At 70.4% G+C, this 23,163-nt stretch carries 22 protein-coding genes; 6 read left to right on the top strand and 16 right to left on the bottom strand.

Annotated elements, in window-relative coordinates; genetic code table 11:
* Positions 1-9: 9 nt before the first annotated feature.
* Positions 10-843, bottom strand: a complete 834-nt coding sequence (locus tag ACWDTS_RS05425) for a class I SAM-dependent methyltransferase (protein WP_450117734.1) — start codon at positions 841-843, stop codon at positions 10-12.
* Positions 844-1,006: 163 nt separating this feature from the next.
* Here ACWDTS_RS05425 and ACWDTS_RS05420 point away from each other — a divergent pair, with 163 nt between their 5' ends.
* Positions 1,007-1,678: a winged helix-turn-helix transcriptional regulator gene (locus ACWDTS_RS05420; protein WP_450111453.1), complete on the top strand. Its 672-nt coding sequence runs from the start codon at positions 1,007-1,009 to the stop codon at positions 1,676-1,678.
* Positions 1,679-1,685: 7 nt separating this feature from the next.
* On the opposite strand, the gene ACWDTS_RS05415 is transcribed toward ACWDTS_RS05420, so the two are convergent.
* From ACWDTS_RS05415 to ACWDTS_RS05380, 8 genes are all read right to left on the bottom strand, one after another.
* A complete protein-coding gene (locus ACWDTS_RS05415) occupies positions 1,686-2,759 on the bottom strand; it encodes a ferrochelatase (RefSeq protein ID WP_450117733.1) in 1,074 nt (357 codons plus the stop codon).
* Between the two features lie 14 nt (positions 2,760-2,773).
* On the bottom strand, positions 2,774-3,580 hold the full coding sequence (gene inhA, locus ACWDTS_RS05410) for an NADH-dependent enoyl-ACP reductase InhA (protein WP_197253316.1): 807 nt from the start codon (positions 3,578-3,580) through the stop codon (positions 2,774-2,776).
* 52 nt (positions 3,581-3,632) lie between these two features.
* A complete protein-coding gene (fabG1, locus tag ACWDTS_RS05405; RefSeq protein ID WP_197253318.1) occupies positions 3,633-4,394 on the bottom strand; it encodes a 3-oxoacyl-ACP reductase FabG1 in 762 nt (253 codons plus the stop codon).
* 63 nt (positions 4,395-4,457) lie between these two features.
* Complete coding sequence (locus ACWDTS_RS05400; protein ID WP_197253320.1) at positions 4,458-5,438, bottom strand: VWA domain-containing protein; 981 nt, start codon at positions 5,436-5,438, stop codon at positions 4,458-4,460.
* A complete protein-coding gene (locus ACWDTS_RS05395; RefSeq protein ID WP_248673927.1) occupies positions 5,435-6,388 on the bottom strand; it encodes a DUF58 domain-containing protein in 954 nt (317 codons plus the stop codon). Before ACWDTS_RS05395 ends, ACWDTS_RS05400 begins: the two co-directional genes overlap by 4 nt.
* Positions 6,385-7,479 (bottom strand): chaperone MoxR1, encoded by a 1,095-nt coding sequence (gene moxR1, locus ACWDTS_RS05390; RefSeq protein ID WP_450111468.1) that lies wholly within the window; start codon positions 7,477-7,479, stop codon positions 6,385-6,387. The genes ACWDTS_RS05395 and moxR1 overlap by 4 nt, the downstream gene beginning before the upstream one ends.
* A gap of 270 nt (positions 7,480-7,749) precedes the next feature.
* Positions 7,750-9,471, bottom strand: a complete 1,722-nt coding sequence (locus tag ACWDTS_RS05385; RefSeq protein ID WP_450117732.1) for an NlpC/P60 family protein — start codon at positions 9,469-9,471, stop codon at positions 7,750-7,752.
* Between the two features lie 457 nt (positions 9,472-9,928).
* Positions 9,929-10,435, bottom strand: coding sequence for an Rv1476 family membrane protein (locus ACWDTS_RS05380; protein WP_368862561.1), 507 nt, complete (start codon positions 10,433-10,435; stop codon positions 9,929-9,931).
* Positions 10,436-10,783: 348 nt separating this feature from the next.
* Between ACWDTS_RS05380 and acnA the strand changes: the two genes are divergently transcribed.
* Positions 10,784-13,588, top strand: coding sequence for an aconitate hydratase AcnA (gene acnA, locus ACWDTS_RS05375; protein ID WP_450117731.1), 2,805 nt, complete (start codon positions 10,784-10,786; stop codon positions 13,586-13,588).
* A 257-nt stretch (positions 13,589-13,845) separates the two neighbouring features.
* Positions 13,846-14,412: a TetR/AcrR family transcriptional regulator gene (locus ACWDTS_RS05370; RefSeq protein ID WP_197253181.1), complete on the top strand. Its 567-nt coding sequence runs from the start codon at positions 13,846-13,848 to the stop codon at positions 14,410-14,412.
* Between the two features lie 31 nt (positions 14,413-14,443).
* Here the strand turns inward: ACWDTS_RS05370 and ACWDTS_RS05365 are convergent, their stop codons facing one another.
* Both ACWDTS_RS05365 and ACWDTS_RS05360 read right to left on the bottom strand, forming a co-directional pair.
* Complete coding sequence (locus tag ACWDTS_RS05365; protein ID WP_197253179.1) at positions 14,444-14,695, bottom strand: helix-turn-helix domain-containing protein; 252 nt, start codon at positions 14,693-14,695, stop codon at positions 14,444-14,446.
* A gap of 113 nt (positions 14,696-14,808) precedes the next feature.
* Positions 14,809-16,440, bottom strand: coding sequence for an ABC-F family ATP-binding cassette domain-containing protein (locus tag ACWDTS_RS05360; RefSeq protein ID WP_248673923.1), 1,632 nt, complete (start codon positions 16,438-16,440; stop codon positions 14,809-14,811).
* A gap of 123 nt (positions 16,441-16,563) precedes the next feature.
* On the opposite strand from ACWDTS_RS05360, the gene ACWDTS_RS05355 reads away from it, so the two are divergent.
* The 3 genes from ACWDTS_RS05355 (at position 16,564) to ku (ending at position 19,533) form a co-directional block, all read left to right on the top strand.
* Complete coding sequence (locus ACWDTS_RS05355; protein WP_450117730.1) at positions 16,564-17,352, top strand: SDR family oxidoreductase; 789 nt, start codon at positions 16,564-16,566, stop codon at positions 17,350-17,352.
* A 4-nt stretch (positions 17,353-17,356) separates the two neighbouring features.
* Positions 17,357-18,463, top strand: a complete 1,107-nt coding sequence (locus ACWDTS_RS05350) for a lycopene cyclase family protein (RefSeq protein WP_450117729.1) — start codon at positions 17,357-17,359, stop codon at positions 18,461-18,463.
* A gap of 62 nt (positions 18,464-18,525) precedes the next feature.
* Positions 18,526-19,533 carry a non-homologous end joining protein Ku gene (ku, locus tag ACWDTS_RS05345; protein WP_197253175.1) on the top strand — a complete coding sequence of 336 codons (1,008 nt, stop codon included), beginning with the start codon at positions 18,526-18,528 and terminating at the stop codon, positions 19,531-19,533.
* An 18-nt stretch (positions 19,534-19,551) separates the two neighbouring features.
* Here ku and ACWDTS_RS05340 read toward each other — a convergent pair whose 3' ends face one another.
* The 5 genes from ACWDTS_RS05340 to sufU all read right to left on the bottom strand — a co-directional run bounded on the left by ACWDTS_RS05340 (position 19,552) and on the right by sufU (position 23,162).
* The gene (locus ACWDTS_RS05340; RefSeq protein ID WP_450117804.1) at positions 19,552-21,102 is read right to left on the bottom strand and encodes an MFS transporter; all 1,551 of its coding nucleotides are present in this window, start codon (positions 21,100-21,102) and stop codon (positions 19,552-19,554) included.
* A gap of 115 nt (positions 21,103-21,217) precedes the next feature.
* Positions 21,218-21,673, bottom strand: a complete 456-nt coding sequence (locus ACWDTS_RS05335; protein ID WP_197253171.1) for a MarR family winged helix-turn-helix transcriptional regulator — start codon at positions 21,671-21,673, stop codon at positions 21,218-21,220.
* A 118-nt stretch (positions 21,674-21,791) separates the two neighbouring features.
* A complete protein-coding gene (locus ACWDTS_RS05330; RefSeq protein WP_197253169.1) occupies positions 21,792-22,247 on the bottom strand; it encodes a MarR family winged helix-turn-helix transcriptional regulator in 456 nt (151 codons plus the stop codon).
* A gap of 28 nt (positions 22,248-22,275) precedes the next feature.
* Positions 22,276-22,695, bottom strand: coding sequence for a metal-sulfur cluster assembly factor (locus tag ACWDTS_RS05325; RefSeq protein ID WP_197253167.1), 420 nt, complete (start codon positions 22,693-22,695; stop codon positions 22,276-22,278).
* A complete protein-coding gene (gene sufU / locus ACWDTS_RS05320) occupies positions 22,695-23,162 on the bottom strand; it encodes a Fe-S cluster assembly sulfur transfer protein SufU (RefSeq protein ID WP_197253165.1) in 468 nt (155 codons plus the stop codon). Before sufU ends, ACWDTS_RS05325 begins: the two co-directional genes overlap by 1 nt.
* Between the last annotated feature and the right edge of the window lies 1 nt (position 23,163).

The raw sequence follows: 23,163 nt of genomic DNA, 5'->3' as shown, positions 1-23,163 counted from the left end.
CGCGTCCGGTCAGCCGGCGCGTCGTGCGGTGAGCAGCAGGTATTCCCACTCCATCGCTCCCCCGCCCTGGTCGAAGCTGCGGCCCAGCTCCGCCAGGTCGCGGTCGAGTGCGGCGACGCGGTCGGGTTCGTCGGCGATCGCCCGGTAGACCGCGATGGTCGGCCCGTACGCCGCCTTGAAGAAGTCCCGGAACTCCTCGCCGCTGCCGAAGCATTCCACCCGCAGCTTCTCCTTGTGCGCCTGCACGTCGGTAACCCGGTCCCCCAGCAGCGACCGCACGTGCTGCTCGTCCCCCCACAGCGGCGGCGGCTGGGCACCGGGCGGGGGCGGCGGCGCGTACGGCTTCATGGTCGCGAACATGCGGCCGATGAATCCCTCGGGGGTCCAGCTCAGCAGCCCGATGCGGCCGCCGGGCCGGGTGATGCGGACCAGTTCGTCCGCGGCCGCCTGGTGGTGCGGCGCGAACATGACACCGACGCAGGAGAGCACGACGTCGAAGCTCGCGTCGTCGAACGGGAGCGCCTCGGCGTCGGCCTCCTGCCAGGTGAGGGTCGCGCCCGCAGCGGCGGCGTCGCGGCGGCCCGTCTCGAACAGTTCCGGCGTCAGATCCGTCGCGACCACCGTGGCCCCGGTGAGCGCGGCGGGGATCGCCGCGTTGCCCGACCCTGCCGCGACGTCGAGAACCCGGTCTCCCGCGCCGACTTCGCACGCCGACACCAGAATCGGGCCGAGTGTCGGGATCACCTCGGTGGCGACCGACGGGTAGTCCCCGAGCGCCCACATCGCCCGATGCTTCGCCTTCAACGCGCGGTCGTCGATCGCTGCTGTCGTTGATTCGCTCATCGTGTGTTCCGGCGCGGACCCTCCCGCGTTCGTGCGGGAGGGTGAGTGCGCCGGCCTCCTTTCTCGTGCTTCGACTGTAGGAACGGGCGACGCAGCGCTTCCAGTACAGGATCTGTACCGCGATCGCCGGGTACGGCCGGTCGCGTCGGCCTAGCATTCGAGCATGGGCGCGTCCTATCACCAGTTCTGCCCGGTCGCGAAGGCGATGGAGCTGTTCGACGAACGGTGGACGCTGCTGGTCGTGCGCGAACTGGTGCTCGGCAGCGAACGATTCAACGAACTGCGGCGGGGGCTGCCGCGGATGTCGCCGTCGTTGCTGTCCACCCGGCTGCATCAGCTGACGGCCGCGGGCATCGTGCGTCGGGTCACCGACGGTGGCGACATCCGCTACGTGCTCACCCCCGCCGGCCAGGATCTCGAGGCGGTGGTGGACGCCCTCGGCGCCTGGGGGTCGCGGTGGACCGGACGGCTCGGCGACGAGGACCTGGATCCGAAGCTGCTGATGTGGGACATGCACCGCAACGTCGACCGCTGCGCGATCCCTCAGGACCGGGTGGTGGTGCGGTTCGCGTTCACCGGTGCACCGCGCGGGTCACGACGGTGGTGGCTGGTCATCACCCCGGACGAGGTCGACGTGTGCGACGTGGATCCCGGTTTCGAGGAGTCGGTGGCGGTCACCGCGGATCTGCGGGCGCTCACCGAGATCTGGCGCGGTGAACGGCAGTGGTCGGAGGCCTTGCGCTCGGGTGCCGTCGCGATCGACGGGCCGGTCACTCTGCGCCGCAGCCTGCCGCGCTGGTTCGCCTCCCCGCTCGCCGCGCAGAGCAGCGGGTGACCCGGGATCAGGGAGCCGTCGGTCGAGTCGGCCGAGCCGGCAGCTGACAGCACCCGGCCGCGCACAACGCGCCGTTGAGGCCGGCGCCGAGCAGCGGTTCCGAACCGAGCCGCTCCGGCTCCCGACCGGTCGCCGCTTCCTCGACGAGCACCCGGACGAGCTGCGGGAAGCGGGCGTCGGCCCCGGCGGTCGCGGCCCGCACGAACCCCATGCCGAGCTCGGCGGCCTTCTGCTTCGCCTCGGTGTCGAGATCCCACACGACCTCGAGGTGGTCGGACACGAAACCGACCGGCACCACGATCACGGCGCTCACGCCGCGCGCGTGCAGGGCGTCGAGGTGATCGACGATGTCCGGCTCGAGCCACGGCACCTGCGGCGGCCCGGAACGGGACTGCCACACGAGGTCGTGGTCGTCGATGCCGACCGCGTCGGCGACGAGCCGGGCCGCCTCGGCGACCTGCCGGCTGTAGAGGTGGCCGCCGCCGTCGGCGGGGCCGCCGGTGCGGTCCGCGGACAGCGGGATCGAGTGCGCGGTGAACACCACCCGGGCGTCCTCGCGCACGTCCGCGGGCAGTTCGGTGCGGGCGGCCCGGACGGCGTCGGCGACCGCTCCGACGAACAGCGGATGGTCGTAGAACTGCCGCAGTTTCGTCAGTGCCGGGCCGTCCGGGACGGCGGCGCGGGCCCGCGCGATGTCCTCGTGGTACTGGCGGCAGCCGGAGTATCCGCCCCACGCCGAGGTCGGGAACACCAGGGCGTTGCGGACGCCGTCGTCGCGCATCGCGGCGACGGTGTCCTCGATCATCGGATGCCAGTTCCGGTTGCCGAAGTACACCGGCAGCCCGATCCCGGCCGCGGCGAACTCGGCTTCGATCCGGGTGATCAGCTCCCGGTTCAGGGCGTTGATCGGCGAGACACCCCCGAAGTGCAGGTAGTGCTGCACGACCTCCTCGAGCCGCTCCGGGGGGATGCCGCGACCGCGGGTGACGTTCTCGAGGAACGGACGCACGTCCTCCGGGCGTTCGGGTCCGCCGAACGACAGCAACAGCAGCGCGTCGTAGGGCTCGGGGGTGTTCGTCATGATCGGTGTCCCGCTCAGGCGCCGAAGCCGACCTGGGAGTGGAAGCCGCCGTCGACGTAGACGATCGAACCGGTGGTGCCCGGCAGCCAGTCCGACAGCACGGTGCACACGGTCTTGGCGACCGGGGTCGGGTCGTCGACGTCCCAGCCGATGGGAGACGCCGCGGACCAGCCCTCGTTGAGCCGGTTCATCTCGGCGCCCGGTCCGGTGGCGTCACCGGCGATTGCCTTGGCAGCGAGGGTCTTGATGGGCCCGGCGGCGACCAGGTTGGAGCGGATGCCGCGGCTTCCGACCTCCTTGGCGACATACCGGTTGACGGCCTCGAGGGTCGCCTTGGACACGCCCATCCAGTTGTAGAACGGCACGGCCCGCGCCGGATCGAAGTCCATGCCGACGATCGACGCGTTGTCCTTGAGCACCGGCAGCAGCGCCTTCGCGAGCGCCGAGTACGAGTACGCCGAAACCTCCACGGCCACGGCCACATCGGACCAGGGCGCGTCGAGGAACGGGTTGCCCAGGCACGAACGCGGCGCGAATCCGATGGAGTGCACGACGCCGTCGAGGCCCTCCGGCGCGAGTTCGCGCACCTTGTCGGCGAGCCCCGCGAGGTGCTCGGGATTCTGCACGTCGAGTTCGATCGCCGGCGGCACCGGCTGCGGGAGCCGCTGCGCGATCCGATCGATCAGCCGCAGCCGGTCGAAACCGGTGATGATCACCTTCGCGCCCTGTTCCTGCGCCACCTTCGCGGTGTGGAACGCGATCGACGAGTCGGTGATGATGCCGGTGACGAGAATGGTCTTGCCCTCGAGCAGTCCGCCCATGAGTGTGTCGGTCCTCCAGTGAGTGTCGGTTACGGTCGCGGCGTTCGCGCCGTCAGTGCCCCATGCCCATGCCGCCGTCGACGGGGATGACCGCGCCGGACACGTATGCGGAGTCCTCGGAGGCGAGGAAGCTGACGACGGCTGCCACGTCCTCCGGGCGACCGAGGCGCTGCAGCGGGATGAACTTCTTCGCGGTGTCGCGCAGATCGTCGGACAGCTCGGCGGTCATGTCGGTTTCGATGAAGCCGGGGGCCACGACGTTCGCGGTGATCGACCGCGACCCGAGTTCGCGGGTCACCGAGCGGGCGAGGCCGATGACGCCGGCCTTGGAGGAGGCGTAGTTGATCTGGCCGGCCTGCCCGGCCATGCCGACGACGGAACCGAGGAAGATCATCCGGCCCCAGCGGCCGCGCAACATCGCCCGGTTGGCGCGCTTGGCACAGCGGAACGCGCCGGTGAGGTTGGCGTCGAGGACCTTCGTGAACTGTTCCTCGGTCATCCGCATGAGCAACGTGTCGTCGGTGATGCCGGCGTTGGCGACGAGCACCTCCACCGGCCCCTGGTGCTCTTCCACCTGCTTGAAGGCGGCATCGACGGAGTCGCTGTCGGTGACATCGCAGACGACGCCGAACAATCCGTCGGGCACTCCCGAGCCGCGGTGGGTGACGGCGACCTTGTGGCCGTCGGCCTGCAGCCGCCGGGCGACGGCCAGGCCGATGCCGCGGTTGCCGCCGGTGACGAGAACCGAGCGTGGGGTCTCGGCGGGGCGGGACGGGCCGGCGGGAGCGGAAACGTCTGTCGGTGCGTCGGTCATGGTGTCGAACCCTATCTGGTGATCGATCGAGATCCGCCGGGACCTCGAAGGGGAAGGAAGCTGTCAGGGCAGCCGCTGGCGCAGGACCAGCGCCGCACCGAGACCCACCGCGGCGGCGAGCACACCGAGCACCAGCCAGGGCCGGCTGGCGTCACCGCGGGTGGTTTCGAACCCGATCTGTTCCTCGAGCGTGTCGTAGGCGTCCTCGAGTTCCTCGAGGCTGGACGCGGTGAAGAAGGCGCCGCCGGACAGGTTGGCGATCTCCTTGAGCGACGGGTCGTCGACGGGCACCGGGATCCGTTCGTCCTCGATGGTCACGGTGCCGTATTCGGTCCCGAAGGAGATCGTCGACACGGGGATGCCCTTGTCGGCGGCCTGCCGTGCGGCGGTGAAGCCGCCGCGCGGGTCGTCGGGGCTCTCGGGCACGGTCTGCTTGCCGTCGGAGAGCAGCACGATCCGCGCCGGTGGCGCCTGGTCACCGCCGCCGAGCACCGCGGCGAGGGTGTCGATGGACTGCATCGCCGTGAAGATCGCCTCGCCCGTGGCGGTGCGTTCGCTGAGGGTGAGCTGGTCGATGGCCGACTTGGTGGCCTCGCGGTTCGTGGTCGGCGACACCAGCACGGAGGCGGTACCGGAGAACGCGACCAGGCCGAGGTTGATGCCGGGGGTCAGGTCGTCGGCGAACTGTTTGGCGGCCTGCTGCGCGGCGACGAGCCGGTTCGGCGCGACGTCGGTGGCCTCCATCGACAGCGACACGTCGATGACCAGCACCACCGTCGCCCGGTTGCGCGGGACGCGCTGCTCGGCGGTCGGGCCCGCCAACGCGACGGTGAGCAGCGCCAGCGCGGACAGCAGCGCGATGACCGGGATGTGCCGGGCGGGGCCGGGCCGGTTCGGCGCGACCTTCTCGAGCATCTCGAGATTGCTGAAGCGCAGCGCGTGCCGCTGCTTGCGGCGCTGGACGAGGACGTAGCCGACGGCGAGCGCCGCGACGACGACGAGGAACAGCAGCCACCACGGTGACGAGAAGTCAGAGAAGCTCATCGGACCCCCTTGGCCGGCGCGCCGAAGCTGTGTCGGCGGGCGGCGACGAACCGGACGATGTCCTCGATCCAGTCCCGGTCGGTGCGCAGCGTCATCTGCGGGGCGCCGCAGCGCCGCAGGGCCTGCTGCACCTCGGTCCGGTGCTCGGCGGCGGCCGCGGCGTAGTCGGCACGCAACCGTTCGGTGGTGGTGAACTCGCGGGTGCGTCCGGTCTCCGGGTCGTGCAGCACCACGTCGCCCAGATCCGGGAGTTCGAGGTCGCGGGGGTCGAGTACCTCGACCGCGAGCAGGTCGTGCCGGCCGGACAGTGCGCGCAGGGAACGTTCCCAGTCGACCGGTCCGAGGAAGTCGCTGACGACGACGACCAGGCCGCGCCGCCGCTGGGGCCGGCGCAGCGCCTCGATCGCGCCGCGCAGGTCGCCGCGGGTGCCGTCCGGCGCGTGCGGGGTGGTCGCGATCGACCGCAGCATCGCCTGGGCGTGCAGGCGGCCGCCGCGCGCCGGGAAACGCGTGATTTCGTGCCCGGTGCTCACGACCGCGCCGATGCGGTTGCCGCCGCCGCTGGTCAGGTGCGCGACGGCCGCGGCCGCCGCGACCGCCAGATCGCGTTTCTCGCAGACGCCGGTGCCGAAATCGAGGCTGGCGGACAGGTCGACGGCCAGCCACGTCTCGAGTTCGCGGTCGGCGACGGACTGCCGCACGTGCGGATGCGTGGTCCGGGCGGTCACCGACCAGTCCATCTGCCGCACATCGTCGCCGGGCTGGTATTCGCGGGCGTCGCCCGGTTCGGACCCGGGTCCCGGGATCAGGCCGAGGTGATCACCGTGCAGCACGCCGTCGAGCCGGCGCCGCACGGTGAGCTCGAGGGTGCGCAGCGCCGCGGTCAGTGCGGGATCTCGCAGTTCGCCGGACCGGAACGTCGGCGGCGACCCGTGCGCGCGTGGGCTCACCGCTGCCCCGCACCCGCCTCGGGGCCGGCCGGGACACCCACGGCCGGTGCCGCCGGTGCGGGAGCCGGCGGGTTGGGCGCGTTGACCTGCGGTGCGACGTGCGGCAGGCCGACGGTCTGCAGGATCCGGTTGATGATCTGGTCGGCGGTGACCTCGTCGGCGAGCGCGTCGTACGACAGCACCAGTCGGTGGCGCAGCACGTCCGGGATGACGTCGAGCACGTCCTGCGGAACGACGTAGTCGCGGCCGCGGACCAGGGCCAGCGCCCGGGCCGCCGAGATGATGCCGAGGGTCGCGCGCGGCGAGGCCCCGTACGCGATCCAGCCGTCGACGTCGACGAGGCCGAGTTCGGCGGGGGCGCGGGTCGCGAAGATCACCCGCACCACGTAGTCGACGAGCGCGTGGTGCACGAACACCCGGCTGGCGACGTCCTGCAGGCGCAGCAGCTCGGCGTTGTCGAGGATCTGCTTCGGTTCGGGTGCGGACACACCCATGCGGTAGACGATCTCGCGTTCCTCCTCGACCGTCGGATAGTCGACGAGGACCTTGAACAGGAAGCGGTCGCGCTGCGCCTCGGGCAGGGGGTACACGCCTTCGTTCTCGATCGGGTTCTGGGTGGCCATCACCAGGAACGGTTCGGGCATGGGGAACGTCTTGCCGCCGATGGTGACGTGCCGTTCCGCCATCACCTCGAGCAGCGCGGACTGCACCTTGGCGGGCGCGCGGTTGATCTCGTCGGCGAGCAGGAAGTTCGCGACCACCGGCCCGAGCTCGGTGTCGAACTCCTCGCGGCCCTGCCGGTAGATGCGGGTACCGACGAGGTCGGTGGGCACCAGGTCGGGGGTGAACTGGACGCGGGAGAACGAGCCGCCCACCACCTTCGCGAACGTCTCCACGGCCAGGGTCTTCGCGACGCCGGGGACACCTTCCAGGAGCACGTGGCCCTTGGCGAGGACACCGACGAGCATTCTCTCGACGAGCCGGTCCTGGCCGACGATGACGCGCTTGACCTCGTAGATCGCTCTCTCGAGGAGCTGCGCGTCCGACACCTGGCCGGGTGTGGCGGGCGGTTTCGTCCCGTCCTTCGACAGGGCCGGAGCCGAACCCGGGCCCTGCGTGGTCGCACCCTGCTCGGTCGCGCCCTGGGTATTCGCGCCCTGGGCATTGCCCTGGGTATTCGTGCCCGACGTCCCACCCTCACGTGAGGTCACCAAGAATCCACCGCTTTCGCCTAGGTCGTTCCGCTGGAGATCACATTCGGGCACCACTATTCCAGGTGTGGCTGCCCGGCGCCGCCACCGTGCCCCGCGCATGCTGCCCTGCGCGGAGCGGCGATCGAGAAGTACCAGGTCAGGACGCTGTCACGACACCATCCGCACCACATACGGCGTCATTCCGGCCCAGCGAACCGGGGAGATCTTCACGTGCGAACCCGATTGCGGGGCCTCGAGCATCTGCCCGTCCCCGAGGTACAGCGCCACGTGCTGGCTCGCGTTGGGGCCGTAGAAGATCATGTCGCCGCGCTTCATCTCCGCCGACGGCACCTGCTTGCCTGCGGTGTACTGGTAGCCGGTGTAGTGCGGCAGGGAGATCCCGATGCCCGCGAACGCGTAGATCATCAGTCCGGAGCAGTCGAAGCCGACCTTGTTGTAGTCGCCGTAGCTGTCGGCGACGCCACCGTCGCGGATGCCGCGCGTGGGGCCGTTCTCGTCGCCGCCGCCCCACGCGTAGGGCACACCGATCTGCGACATCGCGCGATCGATCACGGTTTCGACGGCGGCGGGGCCGGTGATCGTCGTCCGCGGGGTGGTGCGGGGCTTGGACTTCGGCGTCGACGGCGAGACGGAACTCTCGTCGATCGGGTCGCCGGGGTCCGGGTTGCCCCAGTCCCGGCCGCTGCTGCTCGGCTCCTCGGTGTCCTCGGTGTCCGTGCCCTCCCCGGCGTCCGAGCTGTCTCCGGTGTCCGAGCCGTCCCCAGTGTCCGTGTCGTCCTCGGCCGAGGAACCTCCGGTCGAGGAACCTCCGGTCGACGAATCTCCGGTGGAGGAGTCCCCGGTCGACGAATCCCCCGACGAATCCGCGGTCGAGGTGTCGTCCTCGTCCTCGTCGTCCGGCAGCGGGGTTTCGGCGCCCGCCCAGTCGCCGGGGTCGACGCGATAACCGTCGATCTGGGTGTGCGGGCGCTGGCCGTTGGCGAGCTCGGCGGCGCGGGCGCGCGCCGCGGCATCCGCCGCGACCCGCTGCGCCGCCTCCACTGCCGCCTGCCGTGCCGCCTCCTCGGCGGCGGCGCGGGCGGCCTCCTCGGCCTGCCGCTGCCGGTCCCACGCCGCGTATTCGGCGCGCTGGTTCTCGAGCCCGGCGACGTTCTGCCGGGCCGCATCCAGTTCGGCCTGCGCCGCCGCACGCTCGATCTCGATCCGCTGCTTGTCCGCCGCCTGCTGGTCCAGTGCCGACCGGGCCTGCGCGATCGCGGCCTCGGCGTCGGCCTTGCGCTGTTCGGCCGCCTCGGCCGCCGCGTCGGCCTCCTGCTTGGCCGCCCGCGCACGGGAGTTGTTGTTCGCTTCCTCGGTGCGGGCACGTTCGAGCGCGTCGAGCACGGCATTGCGCCCCGCCGACAGCAGGCGCATCACCTGGGCACGATCGAGGAGCTCGTCCGGGCCCGCCGAACCGAGGAACGCGGACAGCGACGCGGCGTTGATGCCGCGGGTGTAGCTGCTCCGGGCGAACGCGTCGAAATCGCTCTGCGCCTGCTGGATCCGGATGCCGGCGTCGCGGAGCGCCTGCTGCGACTGCACGACGGCGTAGGCGGCCGCGTCGGCGGTATCCCGGGCGTTCTGCAGGTCCACCAGCGCGCGGTTGACGTTCTCGCGTTTGATCGCGACCTGGTTCTCCAGCTCGGCGAGCTGCTGATCGGCGGACGCGATGCGCACGATCAGCTCGCCGACGCGGCCGAGGCCCGTGTCGACGGCCGCTCCGGCGGCAGCGAGTGCGTCGTCGCTCGGGTTCGGAGGTGGTTCCGGGACCGCCCCCACCGAGGCCGCGGTCCCCACGAGCAGTGATGCGACAAGTCCGAGTGCGATCAACAGCCGGCGTCCGATGAACGGCCGTCCGGCCGACAGCCGCGATCCGGCCCACGGCCGTGGGCCGGTTCCCCCACCGCGACGATGCCGCCGCGACCCGAACCGTCGCGAATCCCCCCCGTGGAAACCGAAGCGCCTCACATCATTTCTCCCTCGGTGGTGTCGGGGACGAACCCGATCCGCCGCGCCGAGGGAAGGACTGCACGCTGCATCGGATCGCGCGCCGCGCGATCTGTCCGCAGAGCCGTTCCCGCCGTCGTGGACTGCGGTCCCACGACGGCAAGTGCGACACTCCTTCCCCAAGAGCGCCAAAGGCACCGTACGACACAAAGGGCTCATTTCGCGCGACAGTCACAGATAAAGCCGCAAAATTTTGTCCGTGTCGACGAAGCCGCGGCCCGGGTGAGGGCACGGAAAAACGGCCGCTCGGATGCGGAGCGGCCGGGTGAGGGGGTGTTCGCTACCGCGCGTCGGGTTCGACGAACGCGGCCTCGTCCTTGCGGCGGCGCACGGCCTTGGCGGCCGCGGTCGCGCCGGCGGCGGCCGCGACGAGGACGATCAGCACGACGGTCCAGGCGGTCCAGTCCGGACCGGGTTCGGTGATCGAGTCGACGAAGTTGCGGGTGGAGACGACCGGGTCGCCGGTGTACGTGCGGTCCTGTGCCGCCTCGAGGGTCACCCGATCGAGGCTGTCGCTGTAGGCGCCGACCCAGCCGGGGCTGAGCACGAGCACGGTGCCGCCCTGCTCGCTACCGACCTCGGTCGCGAGGTCGCGCAGTTGCGAATCGATCCGCGGGTCCCGGTCGACGACGATCACGCGCAGCTCGATGCCGTGGTCCTGGGCGCGTTCCACCTGCTCGACCAGGTCGTCGACGCGGTCGGACGGCGCGGAGACCCCGTCGTCGGCGAGGTCTGCCAGCACCTGCTCGAGCGTGACGCTCGGCGGGAGGTCCGTGGCCGATGGCACAGGAATTCGTGGCAGTGGCGCAGACATCTCTCTCCGGTGGTGCGGGGACGGGACCGGCGGTCGGGTCCCGGTGAGTCGGGTGGACTCGCAGAACCCGCGCGCGGCGACATCCGCACCCTACGCGATGGGCGCGGACGGCCGGCCCGCACCGGCACCCGGGCGCGGTGCAGGACACAACCGAGGGTTGCGCCGCGCGCATTGCAGGACAAGCGTACTGTTAGACTCGGTGCGAGACGCCACGACACCACCACCCCCGCCCCCTGGGACCACGGTGCGGTTTCGTGTGCCTCGCTTCGGCCGTCGACACAGCCCCGTCGGCGGCGAGCCTCATCTACGAGTGGAGCTGACGTGAGCACCAGTATTGATTCGTTCGGCGCCAAAGGGACGCTGGAGGTCGGAGAGAACTCGTACGAGATCTTCCGCCTCTCCGCTGTTCCCGGCACCGAGAAGCTGCCCTACGCCTTGAAGGTTCTCGCGGAGAACCTGCTGCGCACCGAAGACGGTGCGAACATCACCGCTGACCACATCCGCGCCATCGCGAACTGGGATCCCTCGGCCGAGCCGAGCGTCGAGATCCAGTTCACCCCTGCCCGCGTGATCATGCAGGACTTCACCGGTGTGCCCTGTGTGGTCGACCTCGCCACCATGCGTGAAGCCGTCACCACGCTCGGCGGCGACCCGAACAAGGTCAACCCGCTGTCGCCGGCCGACATGGTCATCGACCACTCCGTCATCCTCGACTACTTCGGCACCGCCGACGCGCTCGAGCGCAACGTCGACCTCGAGTACCAGCGCAACGGCGAGCGCTACCAGTTCCTGCGCTGGGGCCAGGGCGCGTTCGACGACTTCAAGGTCGTCCCCCCGGGCATGGGCATCGTCCACCAGGTCAACATCGAGTACCTCGCGCCGACCGTCATGGTCCGCAACGGGCAGGCCTACCCCGACACCTGCGTCGGCACCGACTCGCACACCACGATGGTCAACGGCCTCGGCGTGCTGGGCTGGGGCGTCGGCGGCATCGAGGCCGAGGCCGCGATGCTCGGCCAGCCGGTCTCCATGCTCATCCCGCGCGTGGTCGGCTTCAAGCTCACCGGTGAGATCCAGCCCGGTGTGACCGCCACCGACGTCGTGCTCACGGTCACCGACATGCTGCGCAAGCACGGTGTGGTCGGCAAGTTCGTCGAGTTCTACGGCGCCGGCGTCGCCGAGGTGCCGCTCGCGAACCGCGCGACGCTGGGCAACATGAGCCCCGAGTTCGGTTCCACCGCCGCGATCTTCCCGATCGACGGCGAGACCATCAACTACCTGCGCCTCACCGGCCGCAGCGACGAGCAGCTCGCGCTCGTCGAGGCGTACGCCAAGGAACAGGGCATGTGGCACGACGCCGCGAACGAGCCGGCCTACTCCGAGTACCTGGAGCTGGACCTGTCGACGGTCGTCCCGTCGATCGCCGGCCCGAAGCGCCCGCAGGACCGCATCCTGCTGTCGGAGTCGAAGATCGCCTTCCGCAAGGACATCCACAACTACGTCGAGGAGCAGCTGCCGGCCGAGCACAGCAAGCTCGACGAGGCCGTCGAGGAGACCTTCCCGGCGTCCGACCCGGCCGTCCTGTCCTTCGCCGACGACGACGCCGTCGTCGTCCACTCGGCCGCCAACGGCGCCCACGGCCGTCCGTCGAAGCCGGTCAAGGTCGTCTCCGAGGATCGTGGCGAGTTCATCCTCGACCACGGTGCCGTCGTGGTCGCGGGCATCACGTCCTGCACCAACACCTCGAACCCGTCGGTCATGCTGGGCGCTGCCCTCCTGGCCCGCAACGCGGTCGAGAAGGGCCTGTCCACCAAGCCGTGGGTCAAGACCAACATGGCTCCGGGCTCGCAGGTCGTCAACGACTACTACGAGAAGGCCGGCCTGTGGCCGTACCTCGAGAAGCTCGGCTTCTACCTCGGCGGTTTCGGCTGCACCACCTGCATCGGTAACACCGGCCCGCTGCCGGAGGAGATCTCCAAGGCCGTCAACGACAACGACCTGTCGGTGACCGCGGTGCTCTCGGGCAACCGCAACTTCGAGGGCCGCATCTCCCCCGACGTCAAGATGAACTACCTGGCGTCCCCGCCGCTGGTCATCGCGTACGCGCTCGCGGGCACGATGGACTTCGACTTCGAGCACGACGCGCTGGGCCAGGACCAGGACGGCAACGACGTGTTCCTGAAGGACATCTGGCCGTCCGCGCAGGAGATCGACGACACCATCAAGTCGGCGATCAGCCAGGACATGTTCCGCAAGTCCTACGCCGACGTGTTCAAGGGTGACAGCCGCTGGCAGAACCTGGAGACCCCCGAGGGCGACACGTTCGCGTGGAACCCGGACTCCACCTACGTCCGCAAGGCCCCGTACTTCGACGGCATGCCGCTCGAGGCACAGCCGGTCAAGGACATCAAGGGCGCCCGCGTTCTCGCGCTGCTCGGCGACTCGGTCACCACCGACCACATCAGCCCGGCCGGCCCGATCAAGCCCGGGACCCCGGCCGCGCAGTACCTGGATGCGCACGGCGTCGAGCGCAAGGACTACAACTCGCTCGGTTCGCGTCGTGGCAACCACGAGGTGATGGTCCGCGGCACGTTCGCGAACATCCGTCTGCAGAACCAGCTCCTGGACGGCGTCTCGGGCGGCTACACCCGCGACTTCACCCAGGAAGGCGCTCCGCAGTCGTTCATCTACGACGCGTCGCAGAACTACCAGCAGGCCGGCATCCCGCTGGTCGTCCTGGGCGGCAAGGAGTACGGCTCCGGTTCGTCGCGTGACTGGGCCGCCAAGGGCACCCGTCTGCTCGGCGTGAAGGCCGTCATCACCGAGTCGTTCGAGCGCATCCACCGCTCGAACCTCATCGGCATGGGCGTCATCCCGCTGCAGTTCCCCGCCGGCGAGTCCGCGAAGTCGCTGGGCCTGACGGGCACCGAGGTCTTCGACATCGAGGGCATCGAGAAGCTCAACGAGGGCGTCACCCCGGAGACGGTGAAGGTCACCGCGACCAAGGAGAACGGCGAGAAGGTCGTCTTCGACGCGGTCGTGCGCATCGACACCCCCGGCGAGGCGGACTACTACCGCAACGACGGCATCCTGCAGTACGTCCTGCGCAACATGATTCGGGGATAGAGACGGCTGTGCGGCTGCCTCGCCGTTCCGGCGGGGCAGCCGCCCATCCCGTGCGCGGCGCGCCCCCGGGGCGCGACGCGACGGTGAGCACTCTCGGCCCGAACAGGCGCCAAGCGCTCACGACCACGTTTCGCGGTGCTACACCGTCGAATCGGCCGTGGTCGTGAGCGCTTTGCTCCACGCGGGCCTTCCACGGCCCCAGGGCCCTTGCCACGGATGCCGGAGTGCTCACACCGCACACGACGAAGGAGGTGCCGGTGCCCAAGGTCAGTGAGGACCATCTCGCCGCGCGGCGGAGCCAGATTCTCGACGGCGCGCGGCGCTGCTTCGCCGAACACGGCTACGAAGGCGCGACGGTTCGGCGTCTCGAGGACGCCACCGGACTGTCGCGCGGCGCGATCTTCCATCATTTCAAGGACAAGGACGGACTCTTCCTGGCGCTCGCCCAGGAGGACGCCCGGCGGATGGCGGAGGTCGCGGCCGACGAAGGTCTCGTCCAGGTGATGCGGGACATGCTCGCCTCGCCCGAACAGTTCGACTGGCTCGGCACCCGGCTCGAGATCACCCGCAGGCTGCGGACCGATCCCGAGTTCGCGCGGGCGTGGACCGAGCATTCAGCGCAGCTGACCGAGGCGACCGAACGCCGGCTCGAGCGGCAGCGGGAAGCCGGCCGGTTGCGCGACGACGTGCCCACCGGTGTGCTGCTGGGCTATCTGGATCTGGTGCTCGACGGTCTCGTCGCACGGCTCGCGTCCGGGCACGCGGAGAAGGAACTCACCCAGGTCCTGGACCTGGTCGAGGAGTCGGTGCGCCGCCGCGACTGAGCGCGGCGGGCCCCGGGTCCGGCGGTGCCGGTCAGGCGGTGCTGCCCGAGGCCGCTGCGCGCCGACGGTTGGGGCCGCCGCGGCCGCGGAGCGCGACGTGGGATTCGACGAGCACGTTGTGCACGAATCCGTAGGACCGGCCCGTCTCCTGCGCGAGCGTGCGGATGCTGGCCCCGGCCTCGTAGCGGCGCTTGAGTTCCTGTTGGAGGCGGTCCCGGGACTCCCCGGTGACGCGTGTTCCCTTGCTGAAAGTGGACTGCCCGTCTTCGGATCTGCGTGCCATCGGATCCCTCCCGTCGGCTCGACAAGGCTCCGCTTACCAGGCTAGTTCACGTAGACGAAACCCGAGGCAGATCGCTGCGCACCGCAACGATTCCGCCCCATCCGTCACCGGAGTTACGCCAGCTGGATCAGCTCGAGGTACTCCTGCGACCAATGGTCCTCGGTGCCGTCGGGCAGCAGGATCACCCGTTCGGGGTTCAGCGCCTCGGCCGCACCCGGGTCGTGGGTGACCAGCACCACCGCTCCCTCGTAGCTGCGCAGCGCGTCGAGCACCTGTTCCCGCGAGACCGGGTCGAGGTTGTTGGTGGGCTCGTCGAGCAGCAGCACGTTCGCCGCCGACGACACCAGCCCGGCCAGCGCCAGGCGGGTCTTCTCACCGCCGGACAGCGTCCCGGCGGGCTGGTCGAGCTGCGGCCCGCTGAACATGAACGCGCCCAGGAGCCCTCGCAGATCCTGCTCCCCCGCGTCCGGCGCGGCGTGCCGGATGTTCTCCCACACGGTGTCGTCGTCGTCGATCGTGTCGTGCTCCTGCGCGAAGTACCCGATCTTCAGCCCGTGGCCGGCGACGAGTTCCCCGAGGTCCGGCTTCTCGACGCCGGCGAGCAGCCGCAGCAGCGTGGTCTTGCCGGCACCGTTGAGACCGAGGATCACGACGCGGCTGCCGCGGTCGATCGCCAGGTCCACGCCGGTGAAGATCTCGAGCGACCCGTAGACCTTGGTCAGTTCCTTCGCCATGAGCGGGGTCTTGCCGCACGCGGCGGGCGTCGGGAACCGGATCTTGGCGACCTTGTCGGCGACGCGCACGTCGTCGAGGTCGTTGAGCAGTTTCTCGGCGCGCTTGGCCATGTTCTGCGCGGCGGTGGCCTTGGTGGCCTTCGCGCCGAGCTTCGCGGCCTGCTTCTGCAGCGCCGCGGCCTTCTTCTCGGCGTTGGCGCGCTCGCGGCGGCGACGCTGCTCGTCGGTGGCGCGGGCGTCGAGGTACTTCTTCCAGCCCATGTTGTAGATGTCGGCCTCGCCGCGGACCGCGTCGAGGAACCACACCTTGTTGACGACGTCGGCGAGCAGGTCGACGTCGTGGCTGATGACGATGAGCCCGCCCTCGTGGTTCTGCAGGAAGCCGCGCAGCCACGTGATGGAGTCCGCGTCGAGGTGGTTGGTCGGCTCGTCGAGCAGCAGCGTGGTGTCGGACTTGCCGCCGGACCCGTCCGATGCCGCGAACAGGATGCGGGCGAGTTCGACGCGGCGGCGCTGACCACCGGACAGGGTGTGCAGCGGCTGACCGAGGATCCGGTCGGGCAGGCCGAGGCTGTGGCAGATGCGCGAGGCCTCGGACTCGGCGACGTACCCGCCGAGGGTCGAGAACCGCTCCTCGAGCGAGCCGTACTTGCGGACGGCGCGGTCGCGGATCTTCTCGTCGACGGCTTCGGCCATCAACGCCTGCTGTTTCTCCATGCCGCGCAGGATCTCGTCGAGGCCGCGTGCGGAAAGCACCCGGTCCTTCGCGAGGACGTCGAGGTTGCCTTCCTTCGGGTCCTGCGGGAGGTATCCCAGCTCGCCCGAGCGCACGACGGTGCCCGCATAGGGTTCGCCCTCCCCCGCGAGGATGCGCAGGGTGGTGGTCTTACCGGCGCCGTTGCGGCCGACCAGGCCGATCCGGTCGCCCGCCTGTACCCGCAGCGCCGACCCCGGTGCGGTGAGCAGCGTCCGCACGCCGGCGCGGACTTCCAGGTCGGTGGCAGTGATCACGCGTGGGACTCCTCGGGGGACGAGCGGGACGGGGGTCGTGATGCCGGGCGAGCGGGCACACGAACCATTGATTTTACCGTGGCTCCGGCCCTGCCCCGGGGTGAGATGCGCTACGTTCCGGCCATGACGAGTACCCCCGCATCCCCCGTCACCCGCGATTTCGCCGGGCGCGTCGCGCTGATCACCGGCGCGAGCCGCGGTATCGGTTTTGCCGTCGCCGCCGAACTGCTCGCCCGCAGTGCCCACGTCGCGATCACCGCGCGGAAACCGGAACCGCTCGCCGAGGCCGCCGCGGGCCTGCGTGCGCTCGGTCACGGCGGCACGGTGCTCGAACTGCCCGGCAACGCCGGTGATCCGGACGCGCGCGCCGAGGCGGTGCGGCGCGCCGTCGACGAACTGGGCGGGTTGCACGTGCTGGTCAACAACACCGGGATCAACCCGACGTTCGGGTCGCTGATGGACGCCGATCTCGACGCGGTGCGGAAGATCTTCGACGTCAACGTGGTTGCGGCCCTGGGGTATGTGCAGCAGGCGCATCGGGCGTGGATGGCCGAGCACGGCGGGGCGGTCGTCAACGTCGCGAGTGTGGCCGGGCTGCGCTCGACCGGGGTGATCGGCGCGTACGGCGCGTCCAAGGCGGCGCTGATCCGGTTGACCGAGGAACTCGCGTGGGAACTCGGCCCGTCGATCCGCGTCAATGCGATCGCGCCGGGCATCGTGAAGACGAAGTTCGCCGCGGCACTGATCGCGGCCGGTGAGGATGCGGCGGCGGCGCGATACCCGCTGAAGCGGCTCGGCACCCCGGAGGACGTCGCGCAGCTGGTCGCGTTCCTCGCCTCGGACGCGGCGCAGTGGATCACCGGCGAGACCGTGCGGGTGGACGGCGGGCTGCTCGCGACCGGGTCCATGTGATCGCGTGACCACCGATCTGGTGATCGCCGGACTCGGGCCGGCCGGTCGTGCGCTCGCGTTCCGGGCGGCGGCCGCCGGTCTGGAGGTGACGGCCGTGGACCCCCGCCCCGAGCGGGCGTGGAGGGCGACGTACGCGGCGTGGGCGGACGAGTTGCCCGGATGGTTGCCCGCGACCGCGGTCGCCGCACAGGTGGAGACGCCGTCGGCGTGGACGGTGCGCGAGCACCGCATCGCGCGCCCGTATCGGGTGCTGGACACCGCGGCGCTGCAGCGGGCGCTGCCGCTCGACCGGGTGCGGGTCGTGACCGGACGCGCGGTCGACGTGGATCGCACCGGTGTCACGCTCGCCGACGGCGAGACGGTGCGTGGGCGCTGCGTCGTCGATGCGCGCGGGCTTCCCCCGGCCCCCGGGCGGGCGCAGCAGACCGCGTTCGGGCTGGTCGTGGACGCCCGGTCGGCGGCGGCCGCGCTCGACGGCCAGGAGGCCTGGTTCATGGATTGGCGGCGGGACAACGGCACCGACCGGGGGGATGCCCCGTCGTTCCTGTACGCGGTGCCGGTCGGTCCGGGCCGGGTGCTGCTCGAGGAGACCTGCCTGGTGGGGCGGCCGGCGCTGGTGCTTCCGGAACTGGAAGGGCGCCTGCGGGCCCGGCTCGCGGCGCGCGGTGTGGAGCTGTCCGGTGCCGAACCGGCCGAACACGTCCGGTTCGCCGTGGAGGGCGCCCGACGGCGGCGTGGTGGCCCGGCCGGGTTCGGGGCGCGCGGGGGGCTGATGCATCCGGCCACCGGATACGCGGTGGCCACCGCGCTGTCGGCCGCGGACCCGGTGGTGGCCGCGGTGCGGGCGGGACGCGACCCGGATCGGGTGCTGTGGACCCCGGCGGCCCGGACGGTCGCGGCCCTGCGCGCCCGCGGACTGGCGGTGCTGCTGGGCCTCGGCGGCGAGGATGCGGCCGAGTTCTTCGCTGCCTTCTTCGAACTGCCCGTCGACCGGCAGCGCGCCTACCTGTCCGGGCGCGACGATCCGGCCGGTGTCGCGGCGGCGATGTGGTCGTTGTTCGGGTCCGTCCCTCCCGCACTGCGGCGGACGATCCTGCGGTCGATGATCTGAGGACGAAGATCGAATTCGGTCGGTCGACTGCACAGTCGCGTGTTGTCCCGCATGATGGAGCCATGCGGTCGATCTGGAAGGGTTCCCTCGCGTTCGGCCTGGTGAATGTGCCGGTGAAGGTGTATTCCGCGACGGAGAGCCACGACATCCGGTTCCATCAGGTGCACGCGAAGGACGGCGGGCGGATCAAGTACGACCGGATCTGCACCGAGTGCGGCGAGTCGGTTCCGTACCCGGAGATCGACAAGGCGTACGACTCGGACGACGGTACGCGGGTGGTGCTCACCGACGAGGACTTCGAGAAGCTGCCGGCGGCGGAGAAGCACGAGATCCCGGTGCTGCAGTTCGTGCCGACCGAGCAGATCGATCCGATCCTGTTCGAGAAGTCCTACTATCTCGAGCCGGATTCGTCGTCGCCGAAGGCATACGCGCTGCTGGCGGCGACGCTCGAGCAGAGCGACCGCACCGCCCTCGTGCATTTCACGTTGCGGCAGCGCACCCGGCTGGCGGCGCTGCGCAACCGGGACGGGCTGCTGGTGCTGCAGACGCTGTTGTGGCCGGACGAGGTTCGGGCCGCGGAGTTCCCGGTGCTCGACGACGTGCAGAAGCCGTCGTCGAAGGAACTGGCGATGGCCGAGACCCTCGTCGAATCGATGTCCGACGATTTCGATCCGGACGAGTTCACCGACGAGTACCAGGTCGAGCTGCGTGCGTTGATCGACGACGCGCTGGCGCGGGGCGGCGAGAAGGTGTTCCAGGTGCCCGAGACCACGACCGAGGGCGAGGACGCCGAGGTGCTCGACCTCGTCGCGGCGCTGCAGCGCAGCGTGGATGCGGCCGGAGGCAAGAGCGCCGACGAGGACGAGTCGTCGAAGCGCCGCACGCCCGCGAAGAAGGCGTCCGACCGCAAGGCCCCCGCGAAGAAGACCCCGGCCGAGAAGACCGCCGCGAAAAAGACTCCGGCAAAAAAGACTCCGGCGAAGAAGAGCGCGTCGAAGTCGGCGTCCTCGCGGAAGAGCCAGGCGGACAAGCCCGCGGCGAAGAAATCCGCCGCGCGCAAGCGCGCCTGAGCCCGACCGGTCCCCGATCTAGTCGCCGACCGTCGCCGTGTCGGCGGCGGCCTTGCGGGCGTCGTCGAGTTGTTCGAGGCCGGTGCGGGTGTTGAGCGCGACCTCCTTGATGAACAGGATCGCGACGAGGGCCAGCGCGCCGAGGACCGCGGCGATCAGGAAGATCCGGGCGGTCGCGTCGCCGTAGGCTCCGCGCACGACCGCCGCGATCGGCGCCGGGAGTTCCTGCAGGTTGGACAGTCCGGCCCCGCCGGAGCCGGCGGGAACCTCGATGCCCAGGGCGGCGAGACCCTTGGTGATCAGGTCGACGATGTGGTTGGACAGGACCGCGCCGAGCACGGACACACCCGCGGCGCCGCCGAGCGACCGGAAGAAGGTGACCGTGGAGCTGGCGGCGCCGAGATTGTGCGGGGCGACGGAGTTCTGCACGGCGAGCACCAGGTTCTGCATCGTCATGCCCATGCCGAGGCCCAGGACGAACAGGTAGACCAGGATCAGCCCGATGTCGGTGCTGTGGTCGATCGTCGCGAGCAGCCCGAAGCCGACGGTCATCGCGACCGCACCGACGACGAGATAGATCTTCCAACGGCCGAAGCGGGTGATGAGCGCGCCGGACAGGGCCCCGGACACGGTCGAACCGAGCACCATCGGCACGGTGAGCAGGCCCGCGGCGGTGGGGCTGTAGCCACGGGCGATCTGGAAGTACTGCCCGAGGAACACGGCACCGCCGAACAGGGCGACACCGACCGCGATGCTCGCCAGGGTCGCCAGGGTGGTGGTGCGGTCCCGGAACAGCTTCAGCGGGATGATCGGGTCCGTCGCGCGGCTCTCCACGAACACCGCCACGGCCAGCAACACGACGCCGAGCGCGACCAGGCCGTAGGACATGCCCGATCCCCACGCAAAGTTCTTGCCGGCCAGGGTCACCCAGATCAGCAGGACGCTCACGCCGGCCGCGATGAGGGTGGCGCCGAGGTAGTCGATGCTCACCTGCTTGCGCACGACCGGCAGGTTCAGGGTGCGCTGCACGACGACGAAGGCGGCGACGGCGAGGGGCACACCGATGAAGAACGTCCAGCGCCAGCCGAGCCAGCTCGTGTCGACGATGACACCGCCGATCAGCGGCCCGGCCACCGTGGCGACGGCCATGACCGCCGCGATCGGGCCCTGGTAGCGACCGCGTTCGCGGGGGCTGAACATCGAGGCGATGACGATCACGACGAGGGCCTGCAGCCCGCCGAGGCCCAGCCCCTGGATCACGCGGCAGCCGATGAGCATGCCGACGGACTGGGACAGCCCGGCGAGGATCGAGCCGAGCGTGAACAGGATCAGCGACAACTGAACCAGCAGTTTCTTGCTGACCAGGTCGGCGAACTTGCCCCAGATCGGGGTGGTCGCGGTGGACGCGAGCAGGGTCGCGGTCACGACCCAGGTGTACTGGTCCTGGGTGCCGTGCAGATCCATGATGATCGTCGGCAGCGCGTTGGACACGATCGTCGAGGACAGGAACGCCACGAACATGCCGAGCAGCAGGCCGACGAGCGCGTTGATGCGCTGACGGTGGGTCATCCCCGTCTGCGTGTCGTCCGGCGGGGTGGCCTCGGTGTCGGGAGCCGGGGGCACGGATGCGGTCATGGTCGCTCCTCGTCGGAAGTGATGTCGATGTCGGGGACGGACGGGACCGTCAGAGGGGGGCGTCGCGGAAGCGATCGACGGCGGCACCGAGCCGGTTGAGCCGGTCGACCAGGTCGCGGCCCTCCTCGTCGGTCCAGTCGGGCACGACCTCCTGCAGCAACCGCACGAGCCGCGCGCGGTGGCTGCGCAGCGCCTCGGCGCCGCCCTCGGTGAGGGTCAGGCACGCGGCGCGGCGGTCGTCGGGATCGGCGCCCCGCCGCGCGTATCCGAGAGATTCGGCGTAGGCGACCTGCCGGCTGAGCGTCGAGGCGGTCACCCCCAACCGGTCCGCGAGGTCGCCGAGCCGGCATCCGCCGCCGTGCTCGAGGTGGGCGAGCAGGGCGACCAGCCAGTTGGGCATGGCCTCGGGGTCGGCCTGCTGGGCGCGGACGTTGAGGCTGCGGCTGCGTCGGACCAGCGCGCGCACTGCCGCGATCAGGTCTTCTGCGGTTTCCGGAGCCAGCATGTCCATCCCTTGTCGATCGATCCTGTGCCACCATAGAAAATTTGGTTGATCGATACAACTAACGACCGGTGACGAAGGCCCCGTATCCTTGCCTTCACCGCGCGGCTCGCAGGGACCGTCAGTCCAGAATGCCGCCCAGACGGTGCATCAGTGTCGCCAGCTGACGGACATCGTCCGGGTCCCACGCCGACAGGCGTTCACGCCACCGCCGGAACGTCTCCGCCCGCTGCTGCTCCAGGCGCCGCCGGCCCTCGGGGGTCAACGCGACGAGCCGGGCCCGCGCATCGTGCGGGTCCGGGATGCGCTCGACCAGGCCGAGCCGTGCGGCGCTGTCGATGCGCCGGGTCAGCGTCGACTTCTCGATGCCCAGCGCACCGATCAGTTCGGACATCGCGATCGCGTCGGCGTCGCGCAGCAGCACCAGCAGCGGGTAGCACACCGGATCCAGCTTGGGATCGACCGCGCGGGCGCTCGCGGCCATGTACGAGCGGCCGCGGCGCCACAGCGCGAACACCTCCTGTTCGAGCGCTGCGGCCGCCACTCCGGGCGCGGCCTCACCGAGCGGATCCGTCATGCGATCCCGGGAGGTGGTCACCGTGTCGTCAGACGGTGAAACCGAGCGCCCGCAACTGCTCGCGTCCGTCGTCGGTGATCTTGTCGGGACCCCACGGCGGCATCCACACCCAGTTGATGCGCAGTTCCTCGCACAGTCCGCTCTTCACCAGGGCGTTGCGGGACTGGTCCTCGATCACGTCGGTGAGCGGGCAGGCGGCCGAGGTGAGGGTCATGTCGATGGTGACCGCTTCGTCGTCCTCGGTGATGCCGTACACGAGGCCCAGGTCGACGACGTTGATGCCCAGTTCGGGGTCGACGACGTCGCGCATCGCCTCCTCGAGTTCGTCGAGGCGCTGCGGGTCCATCGGCGGTGCGTCGGTGGTCGTGGTCGCCGCCTCGGGGGCCGCTGCTTCGGGGGCCGATGCCTCGGCGGCAGGGGTGCCGGTCTCGGAAGCCTGTTGGGTCATCAGTTCTGTCCTCCGCTCGGAACGGGTGCGCCGTCCACGATCTGCACCACGGCGTCCTTGAACGCCATCCAGCCCAGCAGCGCGCACTTCACGCGCGCCGGGTACTTCGACACGCCGGCGAACGCGATGCCGTCGCCGATCACGTCCTCGTCGCCTTCGACGGTGCCGCGGCTGCCGACCATCTCGGCGAAGCTGTCGACCGTCGCGAGCGCCTGCTCGACCGGCAGCCCGATCACCTGATCGGTCAGCACCGAGGTCGCGGCCTGGCTGATCGAGCAGCCCTGACCGTCGTAGGAGACGTCGCCGACGATCCCGTCGTCGGTCACATGCACCCGCAGGGTCACCTCGTCGCCGCAGGTCGGGTTCACGTGGTGCACCTCGGCGCCGAACGGTTCCCGCAGACCGCGGTGATGCGGGTGCTTGTAGTGATCCAGGATCACTTCCTGGTACATCTGTTCCATCCGCATG

It is taken from the genome of Rhodococcus sp. NPDC003383 (assembly GCF_053589115.1).
The sequence above is the reverse complement of the archived record's forward strand: the minus strand, read 5'-3'. Positions and strand labels throughout refer to the sequence as shown.